The 23,226-nt window shown below is 64.2% G+C and carries 19 protein-coding genes and 1 pseudogene; 6 read left to right on the forward strand and 14 right to left on the reverse strand.

Translation table 11 applies throughout. From position 1 onward, the window contains the following. Positions 1–2: 2 nt before the first annotated feature. Genes hpaE through L9B60_RS21275 form a run of 3 tightly spaced genes read right to left on the reverse strand, consistent with a single transcriptional unit; the run spans position 3 to position 2,909 of the window. Positions 3–1,463 carry a 5-carboxymethyl-2-hydroxymuconate semialdehyde dehydrogenase gene (hpaE, locus tag L9B60_RS21265; RefSeq protein WP_249672892.1) on the reverse strand — a complete coding sequence of 487 codons (1,461 nt, stop codon included), beginning with the start codon at positions 1,461–1,463 and terminating at the stop codon, positions 3–5. Then, on the reverse strand, positions 1,460–2,239 hold the full coding sequence (locus L9B60_RS21270; protein WP_249672894.1) for a fumarylacetoacetate hydrolase family protein: 780 nt from the start codon (positions 2,237–2,239) through the stop codon (positions 1,460–1,462). The genes hpaE and L9B60_RS21270 overlap by 4 nt, the downstream gene beginning before the upstream one ends. A gap of 10 nt (positions 2,240–2,249) precedes the next feature. Further along, positions 2,250–2,909, reverse strand: coding sequence for a fumarylacetoacetate hydrolase family protein (locus L9B60_RS21275; protein ID WP_249672897.1), 660 nt, complete (start codon positions 2,907–2,909; stop codon positions 2,250–2,252). A gap of 151 nt (positions 2,910–3,060) precedes the next feature. Between L9B60_RS21275 and hpaA the strand changes: the two genes are divergently transcribed. Beyond that, on the forward strand, positions 3,061–3,963 hold the full coding sequence (hpaA, locus tag L9B60_RS21280; protein ID WP_249672898.1) for a 4-hydroxyphenylacetate catabolism regulatory protein HpaA: 903 nt from the start codon (positions 3,061–3,063) through the stop codon (positions 3,961–3,963). 104 nt (positions 3,964–4,067) lie between these two features. Here the strand turns inward: hpaA and L9B60_RS21285 are convergent, their stop codons facing one another. Next, the gene (locus tag L9B60_RS21285; protein ID WP_249672899.1) at positions 4,068–5,321 is read right to left on the reverse strand and encodes an OprD family porin; all 1,254 of its coding nucleotides are present in this window, start codon (positions 5,319–5,321) and stop codon (positions 4,068–4,070) included. Between the two features lie 207 nt (positions 5,322–5,528). On the opposite strand from L9B60_RS21285, the gene hpaR reads away from it, so the two are divergent. Next, positions 5,529–5,951: a homoprotocatechuate degradation operon regulator HpaR gene (gene hpaR, locus L9B60_RS21290; RefSeq protein WP_249672900.1), complete on the forward strand. Its 423-nt coding sequence runs from the start codon at positions 5,529–5,531 to the stop codon at positions 5,949–5,951. Between the two features lie 226 nt (positions 5,952–6,177). Here the strand turns inward: hpaR and L9B60_RS21295 are convergent, their stop codons facing one another. Then, positions 6,178–6,576 (reverse strand): nuclear transport factor 2 family protein, encoded by a 399-nt coding sequence (locus L9B60_RS21295; protein WP_249672901.1) that lies wholly within the window; start codon positions 6,574–6,576, stop codon positions 6,178–6,180. A 166-nt stretch (positions 6,577–6,742) separates the two neighbouring features. Here L9B60_RS21295 and L9B60_RS21300 point away from each other — a divergent pair, with 166 nt between their 5' ends. Genes L9B60_RS21300 through L9B60_RS21315 form a run of 4 tightly spaced genes read left to right on the forward strand, consistent with a single transcriptional unit; the run spans position 6,743 to position 12,498 of the window. Beyond that, a complete protein-coding gene (locus L9B60_RS21300) occupies positions 6,743–7,930 on the forward strand; it encodes an ABC transporter substrate-binding protein (protein WP_249672902.1) in 1,188 nt (395 codons plus the stop codon). A gap of 10 nt (positions 7,931–7,940) precedes the next feature. Further along, positions 7,941–8,810, forward strand: a complete 870-nt coding sequence (locus tag L9B60_RS21305) for a branched-chain amino acid ABC transporter permease (protein WP_249672904.1) — start codon at positions 7,941–7,943, stop codon at positions 8,808–8,810. Continuing rightward, a complete protein-coding gene (locus L9B60_RS21310) occupies positions 8,807–11,299 on the forward strand; it encodes a branched-chain amino acid ABC transporter ATP-binding protein/permease (RefSeq protein ID WP_249672905.1) in 2,493 nt (830 codons plus the stop codon). Before L9B60_RS21305 ends, L9B60_RS21310 begins: the two co-directional genes overlap by 4 nt. Beyond that, on the forward strand, positions 11,296–12,498 hold the full coding sequence (locus L9B60_RS21315) for an amidohydrolase family protein (RefSeq protein ID WP_249672907.1): 1,203 nt from the start codon (positions 11,296–11,298) through the stop codon (positions 12,496–12,498). The genes L9B60_RS21310 and L9B60_RS21315 overlap by 4 nt, the downstream gene beginning before the upstream one ends. On the opposite strand, the pseudogene L9B60_RS21320 reads toward L9B60_RS21315, so the two are convergent. The 9 genes and pseudogenes from L9B60_RS21320 to L9B60_RS21360 all read right to left on the reverse strand — a co-directional run bounded on the left by L9B60_RS21320 (position 12,495) and on the right by L9B60_RS21360 (position 23,222). Next, a pseudogene (locus L9B60_RS21320) lies at positions 12,495–13,191 on the reverse strand (GntR family transcriptional regulator). The gene L9B60_RS21315 and the pseudogene L9B60_RS21320 overlap by 4 nt on opposite strands. An 80-nt stretch (positions 13,192–13,271) precedes the next feature. Further along, the gene (locus L9B60_RS21325) at positions 13,272–14,825 is read right to left on the reverse strand and encodes a gamma-glutamyltransferase family protein (protein WP_249672909.1); all 1,554 of its coding nucleotides are present in this window, start codon (positions 14,823–14,825) and stop codon (positions 13,272–13,274) included. Positions 14,826–14,892: 67 nt separating this feature from the next. Beyond that, complete coding sequence (greB, locus tag L9B60_RS21330) at positions 14,893–15,372, reverse strand: transcription elongation factor GreB (RefSeq protein ID WP_249672911.1); 480 nt, start codon at positions 15,370–15,372, stop codon at positions 14,893–14,895. A 159-nt stretch (positions 15,373–15,531) separates the two neighbouring features. Next, positions 15,532–16,338: a sugar phosphate isomerase/epimerase family protein gene (locus L9B60_RS21335; RefSeq protein WP_249672913.1), complete on the reverse strand. Its 807-nt coding sequence runs from the start codon at positions 16,336–16,338 to the stop codon at positions 15,532–15,534. Between the two features lie 49 nt (positions 16,339–16,387). Then, positions 16,388–17,731 (reverse strand): MFS transporter, encoded by a 1,344-nt coding sequence (locus L9B60_RS21340; protein WP_249672915.1) that lies wholly within the window; start codon positions 17,729–17,731, stop codon positions 16,388–16,390. Positions 17,732–18,043: 312 nt separating this feature from the next. Then, positions 18,044–18,844, reverse strand: a complete 801-nt coding sequence (locus L9B60_RS21345; RefSeq protein WP_249672916.1) for an IclR family transcriptional regulator — start codon at positions 18,842–18,844, stop codon at positions 18,044–18,046. Between the two features lie 65 nt (positions 18,845–18,909). Further along, a complete protein-coding gene (locus tag L9B60_RS21350) occupies positions 18,910–19,950 on the reverse strand; it encodes a Gfo/Idh/MocA family protein (RefSeq protein ID WP_249672918.1) in 1,041 nt (346 codons plus the stop codon). A gap of 84 nt (positions 19,951–20,034) precedes the next feature. After that, positions 20,035–22,539: an ABC transporter permease gene (locus tag L9B60_RS21355; RefSeq protein ID WP_249672919.1), complete on the reverse strand. Its 2,505-nt coding sequence runs from the start codon at positions 22,537–22,539 to the stop codon at positions 20,035–20,037. Then, entirely contained in the window at positions 22,539–23,222 is a 684-nt protein-coding gene (locus L9B60_RS21360) for an ABC transporter ATP-binding protein (protein WP_249672920.1), read from the reverse strand. Before L9B60_RS21360 ends, L9B60_RS21355 begins: the two co-directional genes overlap by 1 nt. Between the last annotated feature and the right edge of the window lie 4 nt (positions 23,223–23,226).

The raw sequence follows: 23,226 nt of genomic DNA on the forward strand, positions 1-23,226 counted from the left end.
GGTTACACGCCCCAGCGCGGGATGTGGTGGCTGCCCATAGAAATACACACGTTCTTGATTTCGGCGAACACCTCGAAGCTGTACTGGCCGCCTTCACGGCCGGTGCCGGAGCCCTTCACGCCGCCGAACGGCTGGCGCAGGTCGCGCACGTTCTGGCTGTTGATGAACACCATCCCCGCTTCAATGCCATAAGCCAGGCGATGGGCCTTGCCGATGTCCTGGGTCCAGATGTACGAAGCCAGGCCGTACTCGGTTTCGTTGGCCAACTTCAGTGCCTCGGCCTCGTCCTTGAACGGGATCAGGCACACCACCGGGCCGAAGATTTCTTCCTGGGCGATGCGCATGTTGTTGTTCACGTCGGCGAATACCGTGGGCTGGATGAACTGCCCGCGAGCCAGGTGCGCCGGCAGGTTGGCCGGGCGTTCCAGGCCGCCAGCCAGCAGGGTGGCGCCTTCCTCGATGCCGATCTTGATGTAGCCGGTGACCTTGTCGTAGTGGGCCTGGGTGATCATCGAGCCGACTTGGGTTTTCGGGTCTTGCGGGTCGCCCACGATCAGGCGCTTGGCCCGCGCCGCAAACTGGGCGACGAACTGCGGGTACACGCTTTCCTGAATGAAAATACGGCTACCCGCGGTGCAGCGTTCGCCGTTGAGCGAGAAAATGGTGAACAGCGCGGCGTCCAGTGCACGCTCAAGGTCCGCGTCTTCAAAGATCAGCACCGGCGACTTGCCGCCCAGCTCCATGGAGTACTTTTTAAGGCCGGCCGTTTGCATGATCTTTTTGCCGGTGGCGGTGCCGCCGGTAAAGGAAATCGCCCGCACGTCGGGGTGGCGCACCAGCGCATCCCCGGCCGTGGCGCCGTAGCCCTGGATCACGTTCAGCACGCCGTTGGGGATGCCCGCTTCAACCGCCAGGCGGCCCAGTTCGTTGGCGGTCAGCGGCGACAGCTCGCTCATCTTCAGCACCGCTGTGTTGCCCAGCGCCAGGCACGGCGCGGTCTTCCAGGTGGCGGTCATGAACGGCACGTTCCACGGCGACACCAGGCCACACACGCCCACCGGCTGGTACAGCGTGTAGTTGAGCATCTGGTCGTCGACCGGGTAGCTGTGGCCGTCCATGCGCGTGCACACTTCGGCAAAAAAATCGAAGTTGTGCGAGGCACGCGGGATCAACACGTTCTTGGTCTGGTGGATGGGCAGGCCGGTGTCCAGGGTTTCGAGTTCGGCCAGGTGCGGTACGTTCTGTTCGATCAGCTCGCCCAGCTTGCGCATCAGTTTGGCGCGCTCCTTGGCCGGGGTGCCGGCCCATTTGGGGAAGGCTTCCTTGGCGGCCGCGACCGCCTGGGCGACCTCTTCGGCGCCACCGCTGGCGACCTCGCCGATGGCCTCGCCGGTGGCCGGGTTGTAGTTGACGAACACGTCTTTGCTTTCGACCTCACGGCCGTTGATCCAGTGCTTGATCATGCAGTTTGCGCCTCTTTGCGGGATGCGAAGTACTCGGCTTCGCTGACAATTCGGTTGACCAGGCGACCCACGCCTTCCACCTCCACCACCACTTCATCGCCGGGCACGACGTCGGCCAGGCCTTCGGGCGTGCCGGTGGCGATCATGTCGCCCGGTTGCAGGGTCATGAAGCTGGACAGGTATTCGATCAGGTAGGGGATATCGAAAATCATGTCGGCGGTGCTGCCTTCCTGGCGCAGCTCACCGTTGATCCAGGTGCGCAGCTTGAGGTTGGAGGCGTCGGGCACGTCGGCCACGTCGACGATCCAGGGGCCGACCGGGGTGGTGGCGTCACGGTTTTTCACGCGCAGGTTGGGGCGGTAGTAGTTCTCCAGGTAATCGCGGATTGCGTAGTCGTTGCACACGGTGTAGCCGGCCAGGTATTCCAGGGCGTTTTCGCGCTTGACGTTGCGGGCCGGCTTGCCGATCACGGCCACCAGTTCGCACTCGTAGTGCATGTACGCGACGTTGTCCGGGCGCCAGGTGATTTGGTGATGGCCGGTGTAGGTGCCGGGCGACTTGACGAAGGCCAGTGGTTCAGTAGGCGGCGCAAAGGCGAGCTCGGCGGCGTGGTCGGCGTAGTTCAGGCCCAGGGCGAACATGCTGCCGGTGGCCGGTGGCAGCCACTGCACCTGGTCTTCGGCCAGCAGGCGGCCGTCGGCCAGGCGCACGGCGTTGTCGGCCTCTACGGTGACCGCATGATCGCGGCCTTCAAAACGGATACGGGCGTGTTTCATGACAGCTCCTTTACTCGGCCACAATCGTGTTGGTGAGGCGGCCGAGGCCGGTGATTTCAACGTCCACGGTGTCGCCTGGCTGCACGTCGACGCGGCCTTCGGGGGTGCCGGTGATCAGCACGTCGCCGGCGTGCAGGGTCATGAACTCGCTGATTTCGGCGATCAGTTGGGGGATGCCGCGCACGAAGTTGGCCGTGGTGTTTTGCTGGCGCACTTCACCGTTCACCAGCAACTTGAGGGTCAACTGGTGCGGGTCCTTGATCTGCTCGACGGGCACCAGTTCCGGGCCCAGGGCGCAGAAGCCGTCACGGCACTTGGCTTTGACGGCGGGGCGGTAGTAGCTGTCTTCCGGCAGGCTGAATTCGTTGACAATGGTGTAGCCGGCCACGTAGTCCAGCGCCTCGCTGGCGCTGACGCGGCTGGCGCTCTTGCCGATCACCACACCCAGGGCAGGGCCAGGTTGCAGGTGTTCGACGCCGCGCGGGTACACCACGGCGCCACCGTGCACGTTGCGAGTGTTGGGGGTCTTGATGAACAGCACGGGCTTGACCGGCGGCTGCTTGTAAGGCGCCTGTTCGAACTCGGCTAGGCGTTGTTGCAACAGCCCCTGGTAGTTCAGCGCAACGCCGAACAGGGTGCCGGTCGCAGTGTCATGCAGGGCACGGCTCATGCTTTTCTCCTGGCAGGGCAGGGTACGGAGCCCCTGCGGGTAATTGTTAATGTGTTAACGTTTATAATTAATATATTAACGATCGTCAAGCGTGGCACAATCGACCCGGGTGCCGAAGCACCCTTCCAATAACAACAATGAGTACGCCGTGATGAGTGATCGCCAGCCGATCCCCAACATCAACATTGGCCAGGTTTACGACCAGCGCTACAGCGACGCCGAGGTGCATTACGACCGCCTGGGCAACCTGGCGGGGTTTTTCGGCCGTAACATGCCGGTGCACCGCCACGATCGGTTTTTCCAGGTGCACTACGTCAAGACCGGCGTGGTGCGGGTGTACCTGGACGACCAGCAGTTCGTGGAGCGTGGGCCGATGTTTTTCCTGACGCCGCCCACCATTCCCCACGCGTTCGTGACCGAGGCCGACGCCGACGGCCATGTGCTGACGGTGCGCCAGCAACTGGTGTGGCAATTGATCGACGCCGACCCAAGCCTGGCACCGGGCCCGCAGTTGCCAGCGGCCTGCGTGGCGTTGACGCCGTTGGGCGCGGAAGGTGAAGGGGAGGCGGCGCGCCTGGATTACCTGTTCGAGGAGCTCAACGGCGAGATCATTGCCACCCAGCCTGGCCGTGGCGCGGCGCTGGACAGCTTGACGCGGTTGATCATGACCCGTCTGCTGCGCCTGTGCGCCAACTCCCTGCCGGCGCGGCCGGCGCGGCACGAAGACTTGAAAATCTTCCATCGCTTCAATGAACTGATCGAGGCGCACTACCTGCAGCACTGGCCGTTGTCGCGTTACGCCGATGGCATCGGCGTGACCGAAGCGCGGCTCAACGACGTGTGCCGACGCATCGCAGACCTGCCGTCCAAGCGGCTGATCCTGGAGCGCCTGATGCAGGAGGCCAAGCGGCTGTTGTTGTTCACCGGCAGTTCGGCCAACGAGATCTGTTTTGCGCTGGGGTTCAAGGACCCGGCCTATTTCAGCCGGTTCTTCCAGCGCTACGCACAGATGACGCCCGGCGAGTATCGCCAGCGGCAATCGGGTTTGCGTTGATAGGGTCATGGCGATTCTTATTGTGTGCCTTTGTCGCCATCATCAAGGTTGCCCGCGGTGCGAAGAATGGCTTTTAGGTTGAACCGCTTGTACTTTCCATGGCGTTACCACAGGGCCAGCGTGTAGCCGATGATCACCCGGGTTTCGTCGATGTCGCTGGTCAGCCCGTTGCTGGAGCGAAAGGTGGCGTTGCGCAGGCGTACGTTGACGTTCTTCAGCGGGCCGCTTTGCACGGTGTAGGCAAGGTCGGTGTCGCGCTCCCATTCGCGGCCGTTCGTCACCGTGGCGGTGTGCACGTGATTACCGTCCACGTAGCGGGTCATGAAGGTCAGGCCGGGGATGCCCAGGGCGGCAAAGTTGTAGTCGTAGCGCGCCTGCCAGGCGTCGGTTTGAGCCTTGGTGAAAACGTTGACCGTGACCAGGTTGACCGAATACGGGTCCAGGCCCGGGTAGGCGAAGTCGCCGTCGCCCGAGAGGTTCTGGTAGCCCAGGCCAAATTTGTGCGCGCCGGCGCTCAGGGTGAGCATGCCGTTGAAAAAGCGGTTGTCGATTTTGCCACCATCCACCCGGCTGGCCGAGCGCAGGTCGTGGTCGCCTTGCTCGCGCGTATCGAAGTAGCGCAGGTCGCTGCGCAGGCCCAGGCCTTCGCCCAGCGGCAGGTCGTGTACCAGGCCAACGAACTGCTGGCGGTAAATATCCTGCATGCGCGCGTAGTAGTAGGTGGCGGCCAGTTGCGGGCTGATCGCGTAGGTGCCGCCGGCCAAATCCAAGTGGTTACTGTTGACGCCTGAATAGCTCATGTCGTCGTTGCTGGAGGAGTCGCGCAGGTTTTGCCGGGTCAGCCGGCCGACATTCAGCGTCAGGTGCTCGATGTCCTGGGAAGTGACCAGGCCGCCGGTATAGGTGGATGGCAGCAGGCGCACGTCGTTGTAAGCGGCCACCGGCAGTTGCGGCAGCAAAGTGCCCACCTTCAGCACCGTTTTGGACACGCGCGCCTTGGCGGTCAGGCCCAGCTCGCTGTAACTGTCTACCGGCTCCTGGCTGGCGCCGTAGGGCAGCAGGCCGGTGCCGCGGTGATCGCGGCTGGAGTCCAGCTTGACCCCCAACTCGCCCAGGGCATCGGCGCCGAACCCGACCAGCCCCTCTGTGTAGCCCGACTCCATGCGCAGGATAAAACCCTGTGCCCATTCGTCGGCCATGTTCTGCGGGGCATTGGTTTGGCGAAAATCGCGGTTCATGTAGAAATTGCGCAGCTCAAGGCTGGCCTTGCTGTCCTGGATGAAGTCGGCGTGGGCGGTCAGCGGGGCAAGCACGGAGCACAGGCCAGCCGTGGCCGCTGTGCGAAGGCGCAGGTGCATGGGGCGATTCCTTGTTGTTTTTGTTGGGATCGGGGACCTCTCTGGGGAGGGCTATTTATATTGTTAACATATTATCTTTTTTATCGTGAAGTGCTATTTGCTGCTTTTGTGATTTTTGTTAATGAATTAATATTTTTTGGCGGGGGCGCCTTGCACCGCCGGGCCTGCGACTCTAAGCTGCCGACTTGTCCTTTTTATGCGTGAACCATGGCCATCCCCAGACCTTCCCTGACCCTGACGCTGCTGCAAGCCCGCGAGGCGACCATGGCGTTCTTCCGCCCGGCGCTCAACGAGCACGACCTCACCGAACAGCAATGGCGGGTGATCCGCATCCTGCGCCAGCAAGGTGAATTGGAAAGCCACCAGTTGGCGCAGCAGGCCTGCATCCTCAAGCCCAGCATGACCGGCGTGCTCGGCCGCCTGGAGCGCGACGGCCTGGTACGCCGCTGGAAGGCACCGCAGGACCAGCGCCGGGTGTTCGTGGCGTTGACGGAAAAGGGCCAGCAGAGTTTCGTGGCCATGAGCGAGGGTATGGAGCGCAACTACCTGAAGATTCAGCAGCAGTTTGGCGAAGAAAAGATGCAGCAGTTGTTGGGCTTGTTGAATGAGTTGAAGAACATCAAGCCTTGAGCGGTGTGATGCGGTGAGGGTGCTCAAGCCTCCACCGCCTGGCGGTTGATATTCGCGACCAAGGTCGCTCCCACATTTTTCGCGGCTGTTTGCTCAATGACGCAAAGCGGCCCGCTTGCCTACTTCAATAGCTGCGGCGAATGGTGTGGGAGCGACCTTGGTCGCGAATCGAGAGGCCAATGCACCTCTAACAGACAGTTGCTACCGTGGCGGGCATCGGCATCGCTCAGGGCTTTGCAACCCCCGGCTCCAGCATCCACTCCGCGCTGTCATTCCACACGTCCATGTGCGTGATCTTGCCATCGCGCACTTCGAACCGGTCCAGGTAGCGGTTGCCGCTGAAGCTGCGGCCGTCCAGCCATTGCCCGAACAAGGTGCCGTTGGAATACACCACGGTGTGATCACCACGGTCCATCCAGTCGAAATTGCCCAGCGCCTTTTTCACCCACGCGTAGCGCGCACCGTTGAAGGCGGTGATGGTTTGCGGGTCGGGCATGGCGCGCCCGCCAGTGAAGGTGATGCGCACGTCGGCCGCCATGAAGGTGGCCGCGCGCACCGGGTCGGGAGCCATGGACGCTTCCAGAAAATTGCTAACAATCTGTACGGCGGGGTTGTCGGTGGTCATCGGTGTACTCCTGTAGAGGGTGCGTGAATCTGGTGCGCAACGCCCAGCTTCTGTGCGTGGAGGTTTAATCGCCGCTGGTTTTGCCCAATCAATACGGGCTTTTACCATGTGGCATCCAGTTTGCTAGCAAATACCGTACAAACGCTAGCAATCAGGAGAAAAGAATATGTCTTCACTGCATGCCCCGTTCAAACGACTGTTGTCCAGCGCGGCCCTCGCGATGGCATTCAACCTGGTGCTGGGCCAGGCCGCGCAAGCCGTGGAGCCGATCAAGGTCGGCCTGGTGGCGGCGCTGTCCGGGCAGTCGGCCAAGTCGGGCGAAGCGCTGACCCGTGGCTTGAGCATCGCCATCGACGAGGTGAACGCCGCCGGTGGCGTGCTGGGCCGGCCGTTGGAACTGGTGCGCCGTGACGACGAAAGCAACCCGTCAAAGGGCATGCTGGCCGCCCGTGAACTGGTGCAGCGCGAAAAGGTCACCGTGTTGTTCGGCGGGTTGGACACGCCGGTGTCGCTGGCCATCGTGCCCTTGGCCAACCAGTTGAAAGTGCCGTTCATGGGCATCTGGGCGGCGGGCACCAAGATCACCGAGAACGGCGCCAAGGACAATTACGTGTTCCGCGTGTCGGCGGTGGACGAGTGGGTGGACGAGGCGCTGGTGGACTATGGCGTGCGCACCCAGGGCATGAAAAAGCCGGGGCTGATCCTGATCAACAACCCGTGGGGTGAGTCCAACGAAGCAGGCTTCAAGCGCGCCTTGGAAAAACGCGGCCTGGCCAACGCCGGTGTCGAGCGTATCCAGGACAGTGACCTGGACGTCGTGCCGCAATTGACCCGCCTGAAAGAAGCCGGCGCCGACTCGCTGTTGATGGTTGGCAACGTCGGCCCCTCCGCCCAGGTGGTCAAGTCATTGGACCGCATGGGTTGGAACGTGCCGGTGGTGTCGCACTGGGGCCCGGCGGGTGGTCGCTTTGGTGAACTGGCCGGGCCCAATGCCGGGCGCGTGCACTTTATCCAGACCTTCGTGTTCACCGACCACAACTCGCCCCGTGGCGATGCCGTGCTCAACGCGCTGAAAGCCCGCTATCCGGAAGTCAAAAGCCTGGCCGACGTGACCCCGGCCGTGGGCATCGCCAATGCCTACGACGCCTTGCACTTGGCCGCCCTGGCCATTGCCAAGGCCGGCAACACCGACGGGCCGGCCGTGCGTGACGGCTTCTATGGCATTACCGATTACGCCGGGCTGATCAAGGACTATCGCCAGCCATTCAGTGCCGACAAGCACGATGCGCTAGGCGCCAATGACTACGTGTTCAGCCACTTCGTGGGCGATCAGATCGTCCCGATCGCGCCCTGAGGACTTCGCCATGTTCACCGCCACTCTCCTTTCCGGCCTGGGCCTGGGCAGCATGTACGCGCTGCTGGCCCTGGGGTTTCACATCACCTTCGTGGTGTCGCGCACGGTCAACTTTGCCCAGGGCAGCGCCATGATGGTGGGCGCCGTGCTGGGCTACAGCTTCAGCGTCAGCTGGGGCTGGCCGTGGTGGTTGGCCTTGCCCGCCACCTTGGCCCTGGCCGCGGTGTATGGCTTGGTGATCGAGCGCTTTTTGGTGCGGCCTTTCCATGAACGTGGCTCCCAAGCCTGGCTGCTGGCGACCGTGGCGGGCGGCATCCTGATCGACAATGCGGTGCTGTTTACCTTCGGCAAGGAGCCGCGCCAGTTCACCAGCGCGCTGGCCAACCAGAGCTTCGACCTGCTGGGCTCGCACATTGGCCTGTTGCAAGTACTGATCCCGCTGGTGGGGGCGGCGGTGGCCCTGGCGCTGTACCTGGTGCGCCGCTACACGCGCCTGGGCAAGGTGCTGGAAGCCTGCGTGCAAAACCCGCGTGCGGCGATGCTGATGGGCATCCGCGTGAAGCGGGTGGTGGCGGTGGCCTTTGCCTTGTCGACGGTGTTCGCCGCGGTGGCCGGTTTGCTGATCGCGCCGCTGTTCAGCGTGAACGCCGACATGGGCACGTTGTTTGGCCTCAAAGCCTTCGCCGTGGCGATCCTGGGCGGCATTGCCAGCGCTGGCGGAGTTTTCGCGGCCGGGTTGCTGTTCGGCCTGGTGGAAGCGTTGATCACCTTGTACTTCGGGTCGGCCTTCACCCAGATCTTCACGTTTGCACTGGTGATTGTGGTGTTGGCGATCCGCCCTGACGGCCTGTTCGGCCAAAAGACCTTGGTGAAAGTATGAGAGCGGCAAGCGCAATTATCGCCCCCGTGGCTTTGCTGGCATTGGGGGTGACCTGCGGGGTCGCAGCCTTCGTGCTCGACAGCTATTCGCTGCTGGTATTTACCCTGTGCGCCCTGGCCACCGTGGTGGGCGTGGGGCTCAATATCCTGATTGGCTTGAGCGGGCAGATCTCGTTCGGGCACATCGCCTTTTACGCATTGGGTGCTTATCTGTCGGCGTTGCTGACCCTGGCCGGTTGGCCGCTGGGCGTGGCCATGCTGGTGGCGGCGCTGGGCAACGGGTTGGTTGGCGGGTTGCTGGCGATCCCGGCGTTGCGCGTGAAGGGGCCGTACCTGGCGATGATCACTATCGCCTTTGCCTTCGTGGTGCACCACAGCTTGATCGAGTGGCGCGAGGTGACCGGCGGCTCGAACGGGCTGATGGGTATACCGATGCCGATGTTCGGCAACCTGGACCCCTCTATTGCGCTGGCGCTGATGGCCACTGCGTTGATGGTCGCGGCCCTGGCGTTTTACCTGCGCTTGCGCGGCAGCGGTTGGGGGTTGGCGATGCAGGCAGTCAAATCCACCGAGATCGCCGCGCGCTCGCTGGGCTTCAACCCCATGCACACCAAGACCCTGGCATTTGCCTTGTCGGCGGCGCTGACCGGGCTTGCCGGCGCGTTGGTGGCGCCGCTGATGATGTTCATCAACCCCGAGTCTTTCCCGTTCAGCCAGTCGATCCTGTTTGTATTGGCGGTGATTGTGGGGGGCAGCGGGATGCTGTTCGGCCCGTTGCTGGGCGCGCTGTTGATTGTGCTGTTACCGGAAATGCTCTCCAACTTTGCCGAGTACCGCTTGCTGATTTTCTCGGCGCTGCTGTTGGTGGTGCTGTGGGTGGCGCCCAAAGGCGTACTGGGTGCGCTGGCGCGACGCTGGATCAAGCCGCCGACGGTGTGCCCGCCAGCGGCCGCGGATGCGCTGCGCCTGGCGGGCTTCTTTACCCAGTGCGGGCAAGGTGCGGGCCTCAAGGTGCAGGATATCGGCATCCGCTTTGGCGGCGTGCAAGCCGCCCAAGGGGTGAGTTTCGATGCGCCAGCGGGCAGCATCACCAGCATCATCGGCCCCAATGGCGCCGGTAAGAGCACGGTGCTCAACTTGATCAGCGGCTACTACACGCCAGACCAGGGCCGCATCGATTTGGGTCGCCCCTTGGCTGGCCTGGCGCCTTGGCAGATCGCCCGCGCGGGCATTGGCCGCACTTACCAGACCACCCAGCTGTTTGGCGAACTGTCGGTGCTGGACAATGTGTTAGTGGCCATGCAGGGCGGCCACCTGGGCTCGCCGTTCAAGGTGGCCGGCAGTGACCGGCGTGAACTGGCCCTGGACCTGCTGGCCCTGGTGGGCTACCGCGGGTCGGTCAACCTGCTGGCCGACGAGTTGCCCCACGTGGACCGCCGCCTGGTGGAAATTGCCCGGGCGCTGGCGTGTCGCCCTGCCGTTTTGCTGCTCGACGAACCCGCTGCCGGATTGGGTCGTGCCGACACCGATCGCCTGGCCGGGTTGTTCCGGCAACTGGCCGGCTATGGCCTGGCGGTCATTTTGGTGGAGCACGACATGCCGTTGGTGATGGCCGTGTCCGAGCGCTTGCTGGTGCTGGACGCCGGCAAGCCCATTGCCTGGGGCGAGCCGGCCACGGTGCGGGCCGATGACAAAGTTATCGCCGCCTACCTGGGCGGCGTCGACTATCAAGCCACGCCACGCCAGCAGGCTTGGGATGGCAGCCGTGACGCGCGGTTGTTCATTAAGCAGCTGACCATCGATTACGGCGCGGCACCCGTGGTGGAGGGCGTGGACCTGGTGGTCAACCCAGGCGAACTGGTGGCCATCCTCGGTGCCAACGGCGCGGGCAAGTCGAGCATCCTGCAGTGCCTGGCCGGGCTGCATCGGGCTCGCAGTGGCAGCATCCTGCTGGACGACCGCGAAATCGCCCAGTGCGATGCCAGCCAGATCGCCGCCTTGGGCCTGGCGCTGGTACCGGAAGGGCGCCAGGTGTTCGGCCAGTTGAGCGTGCGTGACAACCTGCGGTTGGGCGGTTATTCGCGGCGTGAAGCGTTTGATGAAGACGCCGAGATCGAAGCGATTTTACGGCGCTTCCCGCGCCTGCGTGAGCGTATCGACAACCCCGCTGGGTTGTTGTCGGGCGGCGAGCAGCAGATGGTCGCGGTGGGCCGTGGGCTGATGGCCAAGCCGCAGATCCTGTTGTTGGATGAACCCACCCTGGGCTTGTCGCCAGCCATGATTGGCGAGCTTTATGACGCCCTGGCCGGCCTGCGCGATGAAGGTGTGACATTGCTGCTGGTGGACCAGATGGCCAACCTGGCGTTGCAGGTGGCTGACCGTGCCTACGTCTTGGAAAACGGCCGCATCGTCAAGGCCGGCACCGCCGCCGAACTGCGCGACGACCCGGCACTGGAAGCCGCCTACCTGGGTGAAGGGGCCGTGGCATGAAGGCACTGAAACTGATCAATGCCGTGCAGGGCGAGTTGCTGATCGAGGACGGCGTGTTCGTCGCCTCGTTCAGTGAAGGCGTGGCCTTCGACACCCTGGACCTGGCCGGTGGCCTGGTGCTGCCGGGGCTGGTGGAAACCCATATCCACCTGGACAAGGCCTGCATCCTGCACCGCTGCCACTTGCAGGCCGGCACCCTGGCCGAAGCCATCGCCCAGACCCGCCAGGCCAAGGCTGATTTCACCGAAGCCGACGTCTACCAACGCGGCGCCCAAGTGCTGGACATGGCCATCGTGCAGGGCACCACGCACATGCGCACCCATGTGGAGCTGGACCCGCAGATCGGCTTGGTCGGCTTTAACGCCATCCGCCGCTTGCAGGCCGATTACGCCTGGGCTGTCACCCTGGAAATCTGCGTGTTCCCGCAAGAAGGCCTGCTCGACAACCCTGGCACCGAGGCCCTGCTGTGCTTGGCCCTGGAGCAGGGCGCCACGGTGCTGGGCGGCTGCCCGTACATGGACCGCGACCCGGCCGCGCAGATCCGCCGGCTGTTTGAGCTGGCCGCGCTCTACGACTGCGACCTGGACTTGCACCTGGATTTTGACTTGAACCCCCACGGCATGACCGTGCAGCAAGTGATCCGCTGCACCGAGCACTACGGCTGGGGTGGCCGCGTGACCATCGGCCATGCCACCAAGCTGTCGGCCTTGCCGCTCGATGAGCTGTTGGACGTTGGCCTGTCCTTGGCCAAAGCCGGCGTGCAGGTGACCTGCCTGCCGGCCACCGATCTGTTTCTCACCGGGCGCGAGACTTTCGAACTGAAGCCGCGCGGGCTGGCACCGCTCAATCACCTGCACGCGTGCGGGGTGACCTGCTCGGTGTCGAGCAACAACATCGGCAACCCGTTCACGCCCTATGGCGATGCCTCGTTGGTGCGCCAGGCCAACTTGTTCGCCAACGTCAGCCAATTGGGCACCGAGGCTGAGTTGCTACGCTGCATGGGCTGGGTGTCCCACCAGGCCGCGAAGGTGTTGCGGCTCAAGGGGTACGGCCTGGAGGTGGGCTGCCACGCCGATTTCATGGTGTTCGATGCGCCCGATGCGGCGGCGGTAGTGGCGGGCATTCGCGCGCCGCGCCTGGGGTTCAAGGCCGGGCGGCAGACGTTCGAGCGCCCGGCAGCGCGCTTGTTGCGCGCTTAGAGTCCAGCCAGGGCCTCCTTGAGGTTTTACCTCGGGGGCGTCCTGTTCGTCCAGGGCCAGTTGGTTTTCAAGCTCATCAAGGTGCTCCAGCATCACCGCCACGGCCTTGGCCTGGTCGCCGGCCTCAAGCGCGGTGATGATCTGCTGGTGTTCGTCGGAAGCGCACGAGGGCACGTCGTTGCGTTGGTACAGGGCCACGATCAAGGAACTGCGCACCATCAGGTTGTCGAGGATTTCACTGAGCACGCGGTTACCGCACAGCTCTCCCAACATCAGGTGAAACTCGCTGAGCTGGCGCACGATCTCGCGTCGGTCGGTGGCGTTGGTGGCGTGGCGCTCGCAGGTCAGGTGTTGGCCCACGCGCTCGCGGTGCTTGTGCATCATGGCCGGGGTGATGCATTCCACGATCGCCCGCTCGATGGCGCGGCGCGCGGCGAACACTTCGCGCGCCTCAAGGGCAGAGGGCTGCGACACCATGGCGCCACGGTTGGGTTCGATGGTGACGATGCGCTGCATGGCCAACCGCTGCAGTGCCACCTGCACGTGATTGCGGTTGGCGTGCAGGGTCTCGACGATCTGCGCTTCGATGAGCCGGGTGCCAGGCCGCAGGCGATGTTGGGCGATAGCCTTGGACAGCACATCGACGATGCGCTGGACTTCGAGTTGCTTGGCGGTGACGGTAGTGGAGCCCATCTTTTCCTCTATGGCGGCGGCAGGGCGGAGCGAACGGGGGGCATTATCCGCCCCGGCCGCGTAATGGGCAAAGGTTGCGATTAATCCACTTGTGCCAGGGCGCAACCTTCGCCACGCGGGTCGTGCAGCGCGTGGCGCAGGCCGTCGGGCTGGATGCTGATCGCGCCCGCCTGTCCGGTAAACGGGTTCAGTGGTGCGATGGTTTCGACGTCATGGCCTTTGTGGGCCAAGCCATCGATCACGGCCTGGCCGATGTCGGCTTCAAGTTTCAGGTTGTCGCTGCCATCGAAGAAACTGCGGCCCAGCAGGAAGCGTGGCTGACGCAGGGCCTGGTCGATGGGCTGGTCAAAGTCGATCAACTGGGTGGCGAGCACCATTTGCGTTTGCGGCTGGCCGTCACCGCCTTGAGTGCCGAAAAACCACTGGCGGCCGTTGTCGGCCAGGTAGCACGAAGGGTTGAGCGTGTGCGCCGGCCGCTTGCCCGGCGCCCAGGCGTTGGGGTGGCTGGGGCTTGCATTGAAGCCTGCGGCGCGGTTTTGCCAGAGCACCCCGGTGTCGCCCATCACGCAGCCGGAGCCGAAGTCGTGGAATAGGCTCTGGATCAGGCAGGCGGTGCGGCCCTGCGCGTCGGTGGCGGCCATCCAGGCGGTGTCGGCAGGGCGGCCTGGCTCGTTCCAGGGCGCCGCGTGGTCGGGGTCGATGGCGATGGGGGTATTGAGCCGGGCGGCGTAGTTCCAGTCGCTGAAACGCGGGTCGTGCAGCTCGGCGTTGCGGCTCAGCAGGCCTTGTTTGATGGCTTCCACCAGGTGGTGGTAATAGGCGGCGCTGCCGTTGCCCAGGGCGTTGAGGTCAATAGTGTTCAGGGCGTTCATCGCTTGCAGGGTGTACAGCCCCTGGCAGGGCGGGGCGACGTTGAACAGGTGGCCCTGACGGTAGCGGATCGACAGCGGCGCTACCATGGGCGCGCGGGTGTCCTTCAGGTCTTGCAGGGTAAGGCCGCAGTCCAGTGCCTGGAAATGCTCGGCAAAGGCATGGGCCAGTTCGCCGCTGTAGAAGTCCTCAAGGCCGTGGCGGCCCAGGTGCTGCAGCGTGTTGGCCAGGGCGGGTTGCTTGAGCGTGTCGCCGTGTTCGAGCCAGCGACCATCGGTTTTGCACAGCGCGTGCAGGTCGGGCAGGGTATCGATCAGGGCGTGGCGGTGGCCTTGCCAGAACAGTTGCGAGGCCGAGATGGCCACTCCGGTCCTGGCCAGGTACTCGGCGTCTTCAAGCAGGTGGTTGAGCGCCAGGGGCGAGCCCCATTCGTGTTCGCTGATGCGCCGCGCCGTGGCCCAACTGGCCATGGCGCCGGCGGTGGTGGCGACGCTCGATGGCCCGCGCAAGCCGATCCGTTGGCTGCCGGGTAGGCGTTGCCCGGCCTGGCCGATCCCCACGATGGTGCGCACCTGGCTGTCATGGAGCAACCACAGGGCATCGCCGCCAATGCCGGTCATGTGCGGGTACACCGCCGTGAGGGCGGCGCTGGCGGCGATCATGGCATCGATGGCCGTGCCGCCGGCGTCCAATATCCGCAGGCCTGCGGCGCTGGCGTCGGGGTGTGGGGTGCAGAGCAGGCCGCGGTGGGTGGTGGCGATCATGGGTAACCTTGCTAGCTGTTTTGGTTAAATTGCTAGCAAAAAGCGGTCCAGTGTGGGCTGCACGTTCTTAGGTGATCTGCGAATAGGTAATTCGATTGATGTACCAGGTCGCCTCGCCACTGGGCGTTTGCACCACCACCTCGTCACCTTCCTCTTTCTTCAACAAGGCACGGGCCATGGGCGAGTCGATGGAGATGTAGTCATTGCGACCGTAGATCTCGTCATAGCCCACGATGCGAAAGGTCTTGCTCTGGGCGTCGTCGTTTTCAATTTCCACCCAGGCCCCGAAAAACACCCGGCCTTCCTGCTGCGGCGAATAGTCCACTACCTTCACGTCTTCCAGGCGCTTGCGCAGGTAACGCACGCGCCGATCAATCTCGCGCAGCAGCTTCTTGTTGTACTGGTAGTCGGCGTTCTCGCTGCGGTCACCCAGGGAGGCGGCCCAGGCCACCTTTTGGGTAATTTCCGGGCGGTACACCCGCCACAGGTGGTCGAGCTCCGACTTCAGGTCTTCGTGGCCTTTGCGGGTGATGATGTTTGTAGCCAAGCAGCCTCCAAGGCGTTCAGATGCCTGGATGAAAGTAATGGCGAGACTTTACTGGTTTTTGAGCGGGCGTGCTCGACGCCTGCGGCAACTACTACGTGACCTGTGATCAGGGTCAGGCCAAAAACGTCTCGGCGGGTACTGCAAACCTAGTCTTCGATCCTAAAGGTATTCAACCTGCCCCTTGGCCGCCACCAACGCCGCCCGTGCCCAGGCCTCCACGCCCATCTGCGCCACCCGCACGTCATGGGGGATCTCCACGCTCACGGGCAAATCCTGTGGCAGCGCTTGCCACAAACGCTTGAGGTCGATCGCGCCTTCCCCAGGCAACAGCCGCTCGCTGCGCGCCGCCTTGATCAAGCCTTCATTAGTGGTGGGCCGTTGCGCTGGGCCGTCGCAGATCTGGGCGTAGTGCAGCCAGTGGGCAGGGATATCGGCCAGTTGCTCAATGCGGCTGTTGGAGCGGTCAAAGTGCAGGGCGTCGACCAGGATGCCGCCGTTAGGCCGATCGGCGGCATTAACGATGTGCAGGGCCGTATCCAGGTCGCGCACGGCGGTCCAAGGCATGAATTCCAGGTCTGCGCTCAGGCCATAGGGCTGCATGGCATCGCACAGGGCGGCGTAATGGTCGACCATGCGGGCGTGGTCCGGGTCGTCTCCGGCCACCAGCACCGCTTGGGCGCCTAGCCTTGCACCGACTTCGAAGAACGGCAGGTAGCGCTCCACGTCAAAGCCTTCGCCGATGCGGATCAGCTCCAGGTCGAAAATTTTCACGCCGGTGTCGTCCATGCGCGCCAGTGTTTCGCGCAACAGGGCCGGGTCGTCCATCAGGTTGTAGGCCACGGCGCCGGGGGCGACGGGCAGCAGGCGCACGCCGGCCTGGTCGTAGCCGGTGCGGGCGGCCAGGTCGACCATCTGCGCGGGGTTGCAGGCCAGGGCCGTGAGTTGGGCGAGGGCGTAGGTAGGCATAGGGGGGGGCTCCGAAAAAAAAGCGGGGCGGGCAGGCCCCGCGCAAGGGTCAACGTACGGCAGTGATGTTCAGGTGCGTGCGGTGTTGGCGGCTCTTGATCACCAAGGCGGTGATGCCCAAGGCTGCGGGCACGGTGAGGAACAGGAAAACCTGGGCGAAGCTCCAGTTGGCCGCGAGCATCAACGCCCCCACCCCGGCACCGCTGATGGCGCCGAAGCGGCCCATGCCGGTGGCCCAGCTCACGCCCGTGGCGCGGATCTGGGTGGGATAGAACTGGGTGGCCAAGGCGTAGCTGCCGGTGTTCACGCCGTTAATGAAGTAGCCCAGCAGCACGATCAGCGGGCAGAGCACCTGCATGGTCGGTTGTTGCAGGGCGATCAGCACGGCGCTGATGGCGCCGCCCAACAGGGTCAAGCCGACCACTTTATGGTGGTCCCAGCGGTCCATCTTGATGCCGATGGTGAAGTTGCCCAGCACCCCGCCGGCCTGCAGCAAGGAGCCGATGATGGCGGCCTGGGACAGGCTCAGGCCGGCGTCGCGGCTGAGCAGCGGCAACCAGCTTGCCAGCAGGTACATGGTCAGCAGGCCCATGAACAGCGTGACCCAGATCATCAAGGTACCCAGGCGATACTGCGGGGCGAACAGGGCGCCGACCGAGTTACGCGCCTGCAGTTTTTCTTCCGAGCTGTAGAACACCGTCGAGGCGTTGGCCAGGCCCGGTGCGACCTTGTTGATGGCCTGCAGCAACTTGTGCTTGAGCGCCGGCTTTTGCGCCAGGAAGTTGATCGACTCGGGCAGCGTGAGCAGCAACAACGCGGCAAATGCCATGGGCAGCACCCCGCCGGCCACCAGCACCGAGCGCCAGCCAAAATGTTGGATCAGGTACTCACTGCCCAGCCCGCCCAAGGCCGCACCAATGGTGAAGCCGCAGTAAATGCCGGTGACCACCTGCGAGCGTCGGCGTTTGGGGCCGTACTCGGACACCAGGGTCGCGGTGTTGGGCATCGATGCACCCAGGCCCACGCCGGTCAGGAAGCGTAATACGGTCAGGCTGGCGATGCCGGTGGCGTAGGCCGAGGCCAGGCTCCACACGCCGAAAAAGAATACAGAGCCGATGATCACCCACTTGCGCCCGAAGCGATCGGCCAAAGGGCCTGCGACCATGGAGCCGGTGGCCAGCCCAAACAGGCTGCTCATCATCACCGGCCCCAGGTCGTGGCGGGCCACCCCCCAATCGTCGATCAGCGCCGGGGCGACGAAGCCGATGGAGGTGGTATCGAAGCCGTCGAAGGCCAAGACGATAAAGCCCAGCAGCACCACCAGCCATTGCCGGCGACCCATGGGCCTTGAATCGAGGAACGTACTGACGTCCACGCGAGCGGAGTGGGGCATGACGAGTCTCCCGTCTTTTTATTGTTAGGGGTTGCGACGGTGAAATTAACATTATTGGAATTACATTCCAATAATAAATTTTGTTCCGTGATTGAATCTTCAGGAACGGATTCATCCGCGAAAAGCCCGCCGCACACTGGCTGATGCACCGCGTTGTGTTCTTCGCGGATAAATCCGCTCCTACAGGATTGTGCAGCGGCGTATGGGGCAGATTGTGCAATGACGAGTAGGAGTGGATTTATCCGCGAAAAGACAGCCGCGCACTGGCTGATGCACGGCAACGGGTTTCACGGATGGGGTCCGCTGAGTCGGTTAGATCGCCGTCGCCGTCATGGTCGACAGCTTGGGCACGCTGCCGATGTCGGTGCCGGCCAGTTCCTTGGCGGCGCCCAGCAGGGCGGGCACCAGTTCGTCCATGCGCGCCTGGGTGAGGCGCACGTTGGGCCCGGCGATGCTGATGATGCCGGCAGGCACAGTGTGGCCAGGGTGGTAAATGGCGGTGGCCATGGCCGAGGCGCCGGCTTCGAAGGTTTCGTCGACACAGGCGTAGCCCAGTTGGCGGGCGCGTTGCAGGCGGGCCAGCAGGTCGTCGATGGTCATGGGGGCGTTGGGGCCGTATTCGCCGGGTTTCGGCAGGCCTTGGCGGTACACCAATTCCAGCGCTTGCTCGTTGCTCAGGCAACTCAGCCAGGCCAGGCCCGAGGCGGTGCAGGCCAGCTTGGCTTCGGCGCCGGCGTCGGGGTCGTAGCGCAGGCCGGTGCGCGTGCCTTGGGCCTTGGACACCCAGACCAAGTGCTCGCCGTCGACGATGCCCAGGCGCACCAGTTCACCGGACTCGCCCGCCAGGTGATCGAGGATCGGCCGCGCCAAATCGACCAATCCGGTGTGGGACAAATGCTTGAGGGCGATGGAAATAACTTTCAGGGCCAGGATGTAATTGCCGTATAGCGGGTCCTGGCGCACGTAGCCCTGTTCCACCAGGCAGGTGAGCATGCGGTGGGTGGCGCTGGGGGCCAGGCCCAAGGTTTGCGCCACCTGTTGCAGAGGCAGGCCAGCGGTTTTCCCGGCCAGCAGTTCGAGTGCGTTCAGGCCGCGTTCCAGTGCATTGCTCATAAACAGGTTCCGCCGTGCCAGTCCTTGTTGGGCAAGAACTGGGAATAGAGTTGAATCGTGGAATCTTATTCTGCAGCAGGCTGCGCTGCAAATCCGTCGCGGGCAGCCCGTTGCGCAGCCTCTACCAAGGCCAGGGTTTTAGCGGCATCCGCAGCGCTGACGAGGGGGGCACATTCGCCGCGGGCCAGTTGCACCAGATGGCGCAGTTGGTTGTGCATGGCCAGGCTGTCGGCCGGCGCGTGTTGTTGGCACAGCAGCGGGTGATGCCAGCCCTGTTGCTCGCCGTAGCGCCACAGCTTGAGCTGTGGAATGCTCAGCGAGCCCTCGGTACCCGCCAGCAGGTAGCAGGATTGATCGGCTTGCTGGGCGAACACGCTGGGGTTCTCCCCGGAATTCTGGTCCCAGCCCCAGGGCGCGACGGTGGCGTCGGAACCGGTCAGCGTACCCAATGCGCCATTGGCAAATTGCAACAACAGCGCGGCACTGTCTTCCACGGCCAACTGCCGGGCGCCATGGCTGGTGATGGCTTGCACTTGGCCGACCTCGCCGCACAGGTGGCGCAGCAGGTCCAGGTCGTGGATCAGGTTGATCAACAGCACGCCGGCACCGGGTTCGCGGCGCCAGGCCACATCGAAATAGGCATCGTCCTTGCGCACTTGCCACAGAGCAGTGACGGTGGTCAGCCGGCCCAGGGCGCCGGAGTCGATGATCGACTTGGCGCGGGTGACGATGGGGTTGTGCCGACGGTGATGGCCGATCAGCAGCGGCACGCCGGTGCGCTGTTCCACGGCGACCAACTCAAAGGCTTCGGCCAGGGACGTGGCCACGGGTTTTTCCAGCAGGGTAGGGATGCCTGCCTGCAGGCAATCGGTGGCGGTGCTGACGTGCAAGTGATTGGGGTTGGCGATGATTACCGCGTCTGGGCGGATATGCTCAAGCATCTGCCGATGATCGGTGAACGCCGGCACGCCGTAATCGGTGGCCAATGCCTGGGTGAACGGGTCGGCAATGGCGACCAGGGTGGTTTCGGGCAGTTGCTGGATGTACTGGGCGTGTTGGCGGCCCATGACGCCAGCGCCGATAAGGGCGATGCGCACTGCGGTCATGACGATTTTCCCTGATTGTTTTTGTGGGGTTATGAAGGTTAATTCATAATTGGAATTTAATTCCAAAAAATCGTCATGGCAACCCTAGCCTTCGCGCAGCACGGTCAACGGGCTGGCATTCAGGGCGCGGCGGGTGCCGAACACCCCCGCGCCACCGATCAACAGCGCGCCGATCACCGGCAGCACCAGCAACCAGGGGTGTGGATGCCATTGCAGGTCGAAGGCGTAGCGGTACAGCACCAGGCTGATCAATTCGGTGCCCAGCGCCGCGAGCAGGCCGCTGGCGGCGCCCAGCAGGCCGAATTCGATGCGCCGGGTCTTGATCAGCAGTTGCCGCTGGGCACCCAGGGCACGAAGCAGGGCGCCCTGGCGGATGCGTTCGTCCAAAGTGGCCTGCAGGCCGGCAAACAGCACGGCCATGCCGGCGGCCAGCACGAACAGCAACACGTACTCGATCGCCAGAGTGACCTGGGCAAGGATGCTGCGCAGTTGTTCGAGCAGGGCCTCCACCTGCAGCAGGGTCACGGCCGGAAACGCCCGCGACAGTTCGACGACCTGCTGGTCGTGCCCCGGCGCCAGGTAGAAGCTGGTGAGGTAGGTGGTGGGCAGATCCTTGAGGGTGCCCGGCTGGAAGATCATGAAGAAGTTGGGCTGGAAGGTATCCCAACTGACTTGGCGCAAGCTGGTGACCTGCACTTCGCGCAGGCTGCCGCCGATGTTGAAGGTCAGGTGGTCACCCAGTTTAAGCTTCAGGCTTTGCGCCAGCTTGACCTCCACCGAGACGCCCGGTGTCGCGTCGCTTTGCGGCGCGCCCCACCAATTGCCGGCGGTCAGGGTATTGCCCACGGGCAGGTCCTGGGCCCAGGTCAGGTTGAGGTCGCGCTCGGTGGCGTTTTCGCCGCGCGAATCTTCGGTGACCACCCGTTGCACCGGTTCGCCATTGATGGTCATCAAGCGCCCCGGGATCACCGGGAACAACGGCGCGGCCTGGGCGGAAAAATCCGTCAGGCGTTCGGCAAACTGATCCTTGTCGGCGGGCAAGATGTTCAGCGCGAAATAGTTGGGCGCATCCTTGGGCAACTGGTTTTGCCAGGTGTCCAGCAGTTCGCCGCGCAGCAGGGCGATGAGTGCCATCGACAGCAGGATCAGGCCGAAGGCCAACGACTGCCCGGCGGCAGCCAAGGGGTGGCGCAGCAGTTGGCCCAGGCCCAGGCGCCACGGCAATGAGGCGCGCGCCAATAGCCGGCGCAGGCTTTGCAGCCCCAGCAACAACAGGCCGCCCAACACCAGCGCGGCTATCAGGCCGCCACCCAGCAGGGCGAAGGTGAGCAGCAGGTCCAGGCTCAGGCGCCACATGATCAGGCCCAGCGCCAGGATCGCGGTGCCGTAGACGAACCAGGTGCTGGAGGGGATGGGCAGCATGTCGCGGCGCAGCACGCGCAGGGGCGGCACGCGGCCCAGCGCTGCGAGCGGCGGCAGGGCAAAGCCGCCCAGGGCGACCAGCCCCGTGGCGATCCCGGCGAGGGCCGGCAGCAGGCCACCGGGTGGCACGGCGCTGGGCAACAGGCCTTGCAGCAAGGCGAACAGCCCCAGTTGGGCGAGCCAGCCGAGCAGGGCGCCCCCCAGGCTGGCGAGCAGGCCAAGGATGGCCAACTGGATGCAGAAGATCCACAGCACCTCGCGCCGGGACAGGCCCAGACAGCGCAGCAGGGCACTGGCGTCGAAGCGTCGGCTGGCAAAGCGGCTGGCCGACAGCGCCACGGCCACGCCCGACAACAGCACCGCCACCAGGCTGGCCATGTTCAGGTAGCGCTCGGCCTTGCCCAGGGCGCCGCCGATCTGCCGGTTGCCGTCGCGGGCGTCCTGCAGGCGTTGGTTGGGCGCCAGGCCCGGCTTGATGAGTTGTGCGTAGGTTTGCAGTATCTCGGGTTTGCCGGCCCACAGTTCGCGGTACGTTACCCGGCTGCCGGGCTGGATGATGCCGGTGGCGGCCAGGTCCGCCAGGTTCATCATCACCCGTGGCGTAAGGCTGTAGAAGTTGCCGGCACGATCCGGCTCGTAGGTCAGCACGCGAGCCAGGCGCAGGGTTTTCATGCCCACGTCGATGCTGTCGCCGATCTTCAGGTTCAGCGCGGCCAACAGTCGTGGTTCTACCCAGGCTTCACCCGGTTGCGGTTCGCTGCCGGCGGTTTCCGGGCCATAGGGTTGCGCCGCGCTCTTGAGTTCGCCGCGCAGGGGGTAGGCAGTGTCCACAGCCTTGACGCTGGACAGCTGGATGCCATTGTCGGTGGCAATGACACTTGAAAACTCGACCACCTGCGCATGGGTCAGGCCCAGCTCGTTGCCCACCTTTACCTGTTCGGGGCGGGCCTGGGCGCTGCCTTGCAGCACCAGGTCGGCGCCGAGGAATTCGGTGGCGCGCAGCATCATCGCGCCATTGAGCCGGGCCCCGAAATAACCGATGGCCGTGCTGGCGGCGACCGCCACCAACAGGGCGAAGAACAATACGCGCAGTTCCCCGGCGCGGGCATCACGCGATAGCTGGCGAGCGGCGAGGCTGAACAGGCGGGGCAGCGGCAGGCTTACCATCAGGGCTCCAGGGGCGCGACCAACTGGCCGGCGTCGAGGCGGATCTGGCGCCGGCAGCGATGGGCCAGGCGTTCGTCATGGGTGACCAGCACCAGGGTGGTGCCGCGTTCCTTGTTCAATTCAAACAACAGGTCGCTGATGCGTTCACCGGTGTGGCTGTCGAGGTTGCCGGTGGGCTCGTCGGCGAACAGTACGGAGGGCTCGGCGGCGAAGGCCCGGGCGATGGCCACCCGTTGTTGCTCGCCACCGGACAACTGGCGCGGCGAGTGGGTCAGGCGTGCGCCCAGGCCCACGCGTTCAAGCAGGCTCTTGGCATGTTCGCGGGCGTCCTTGCGGCCGTCCAGTTCCAGCGGCAGCATGACGTTTTCCAGCGCGTTGAGGCTGTCCAGCAACTGGAAGGACTGGAATACGAAACCCACGTGCTCGGCGCGTACGCGGGCGCGCTGGTCTTCATCGAGCAGGCTCAGGTCTTGCCCGGCCAGGGTCACGCTGCCGGCACTGGGCAAGTCCAGCCCCGCCAGCAGGCCCAGCAAGGTAGACTTGCCGGAGCCTGAGGCGCCGACGATGGCCAGGCTGTCGCCCTGGCGCAGGTCCAGCGAGAGTTCGTGCAGGATGGTCAGGTCGCCTTCCGCGCTGGGGACCACTTTGCTAAGGTTGCGCGCAACGAGAATGCTAGGGCCCATGGAG

This window comes from Pseudomonas abieticivorans (assembly GCF_023509015.1).
Classification (GTDB): Bacteria; Pseudomonadota; Gammaproteobacteria; order Pseudomonadales; family Pseudomonadaceae; genus Aquipseudomonas; species Aquipseudomonas abieticivorans.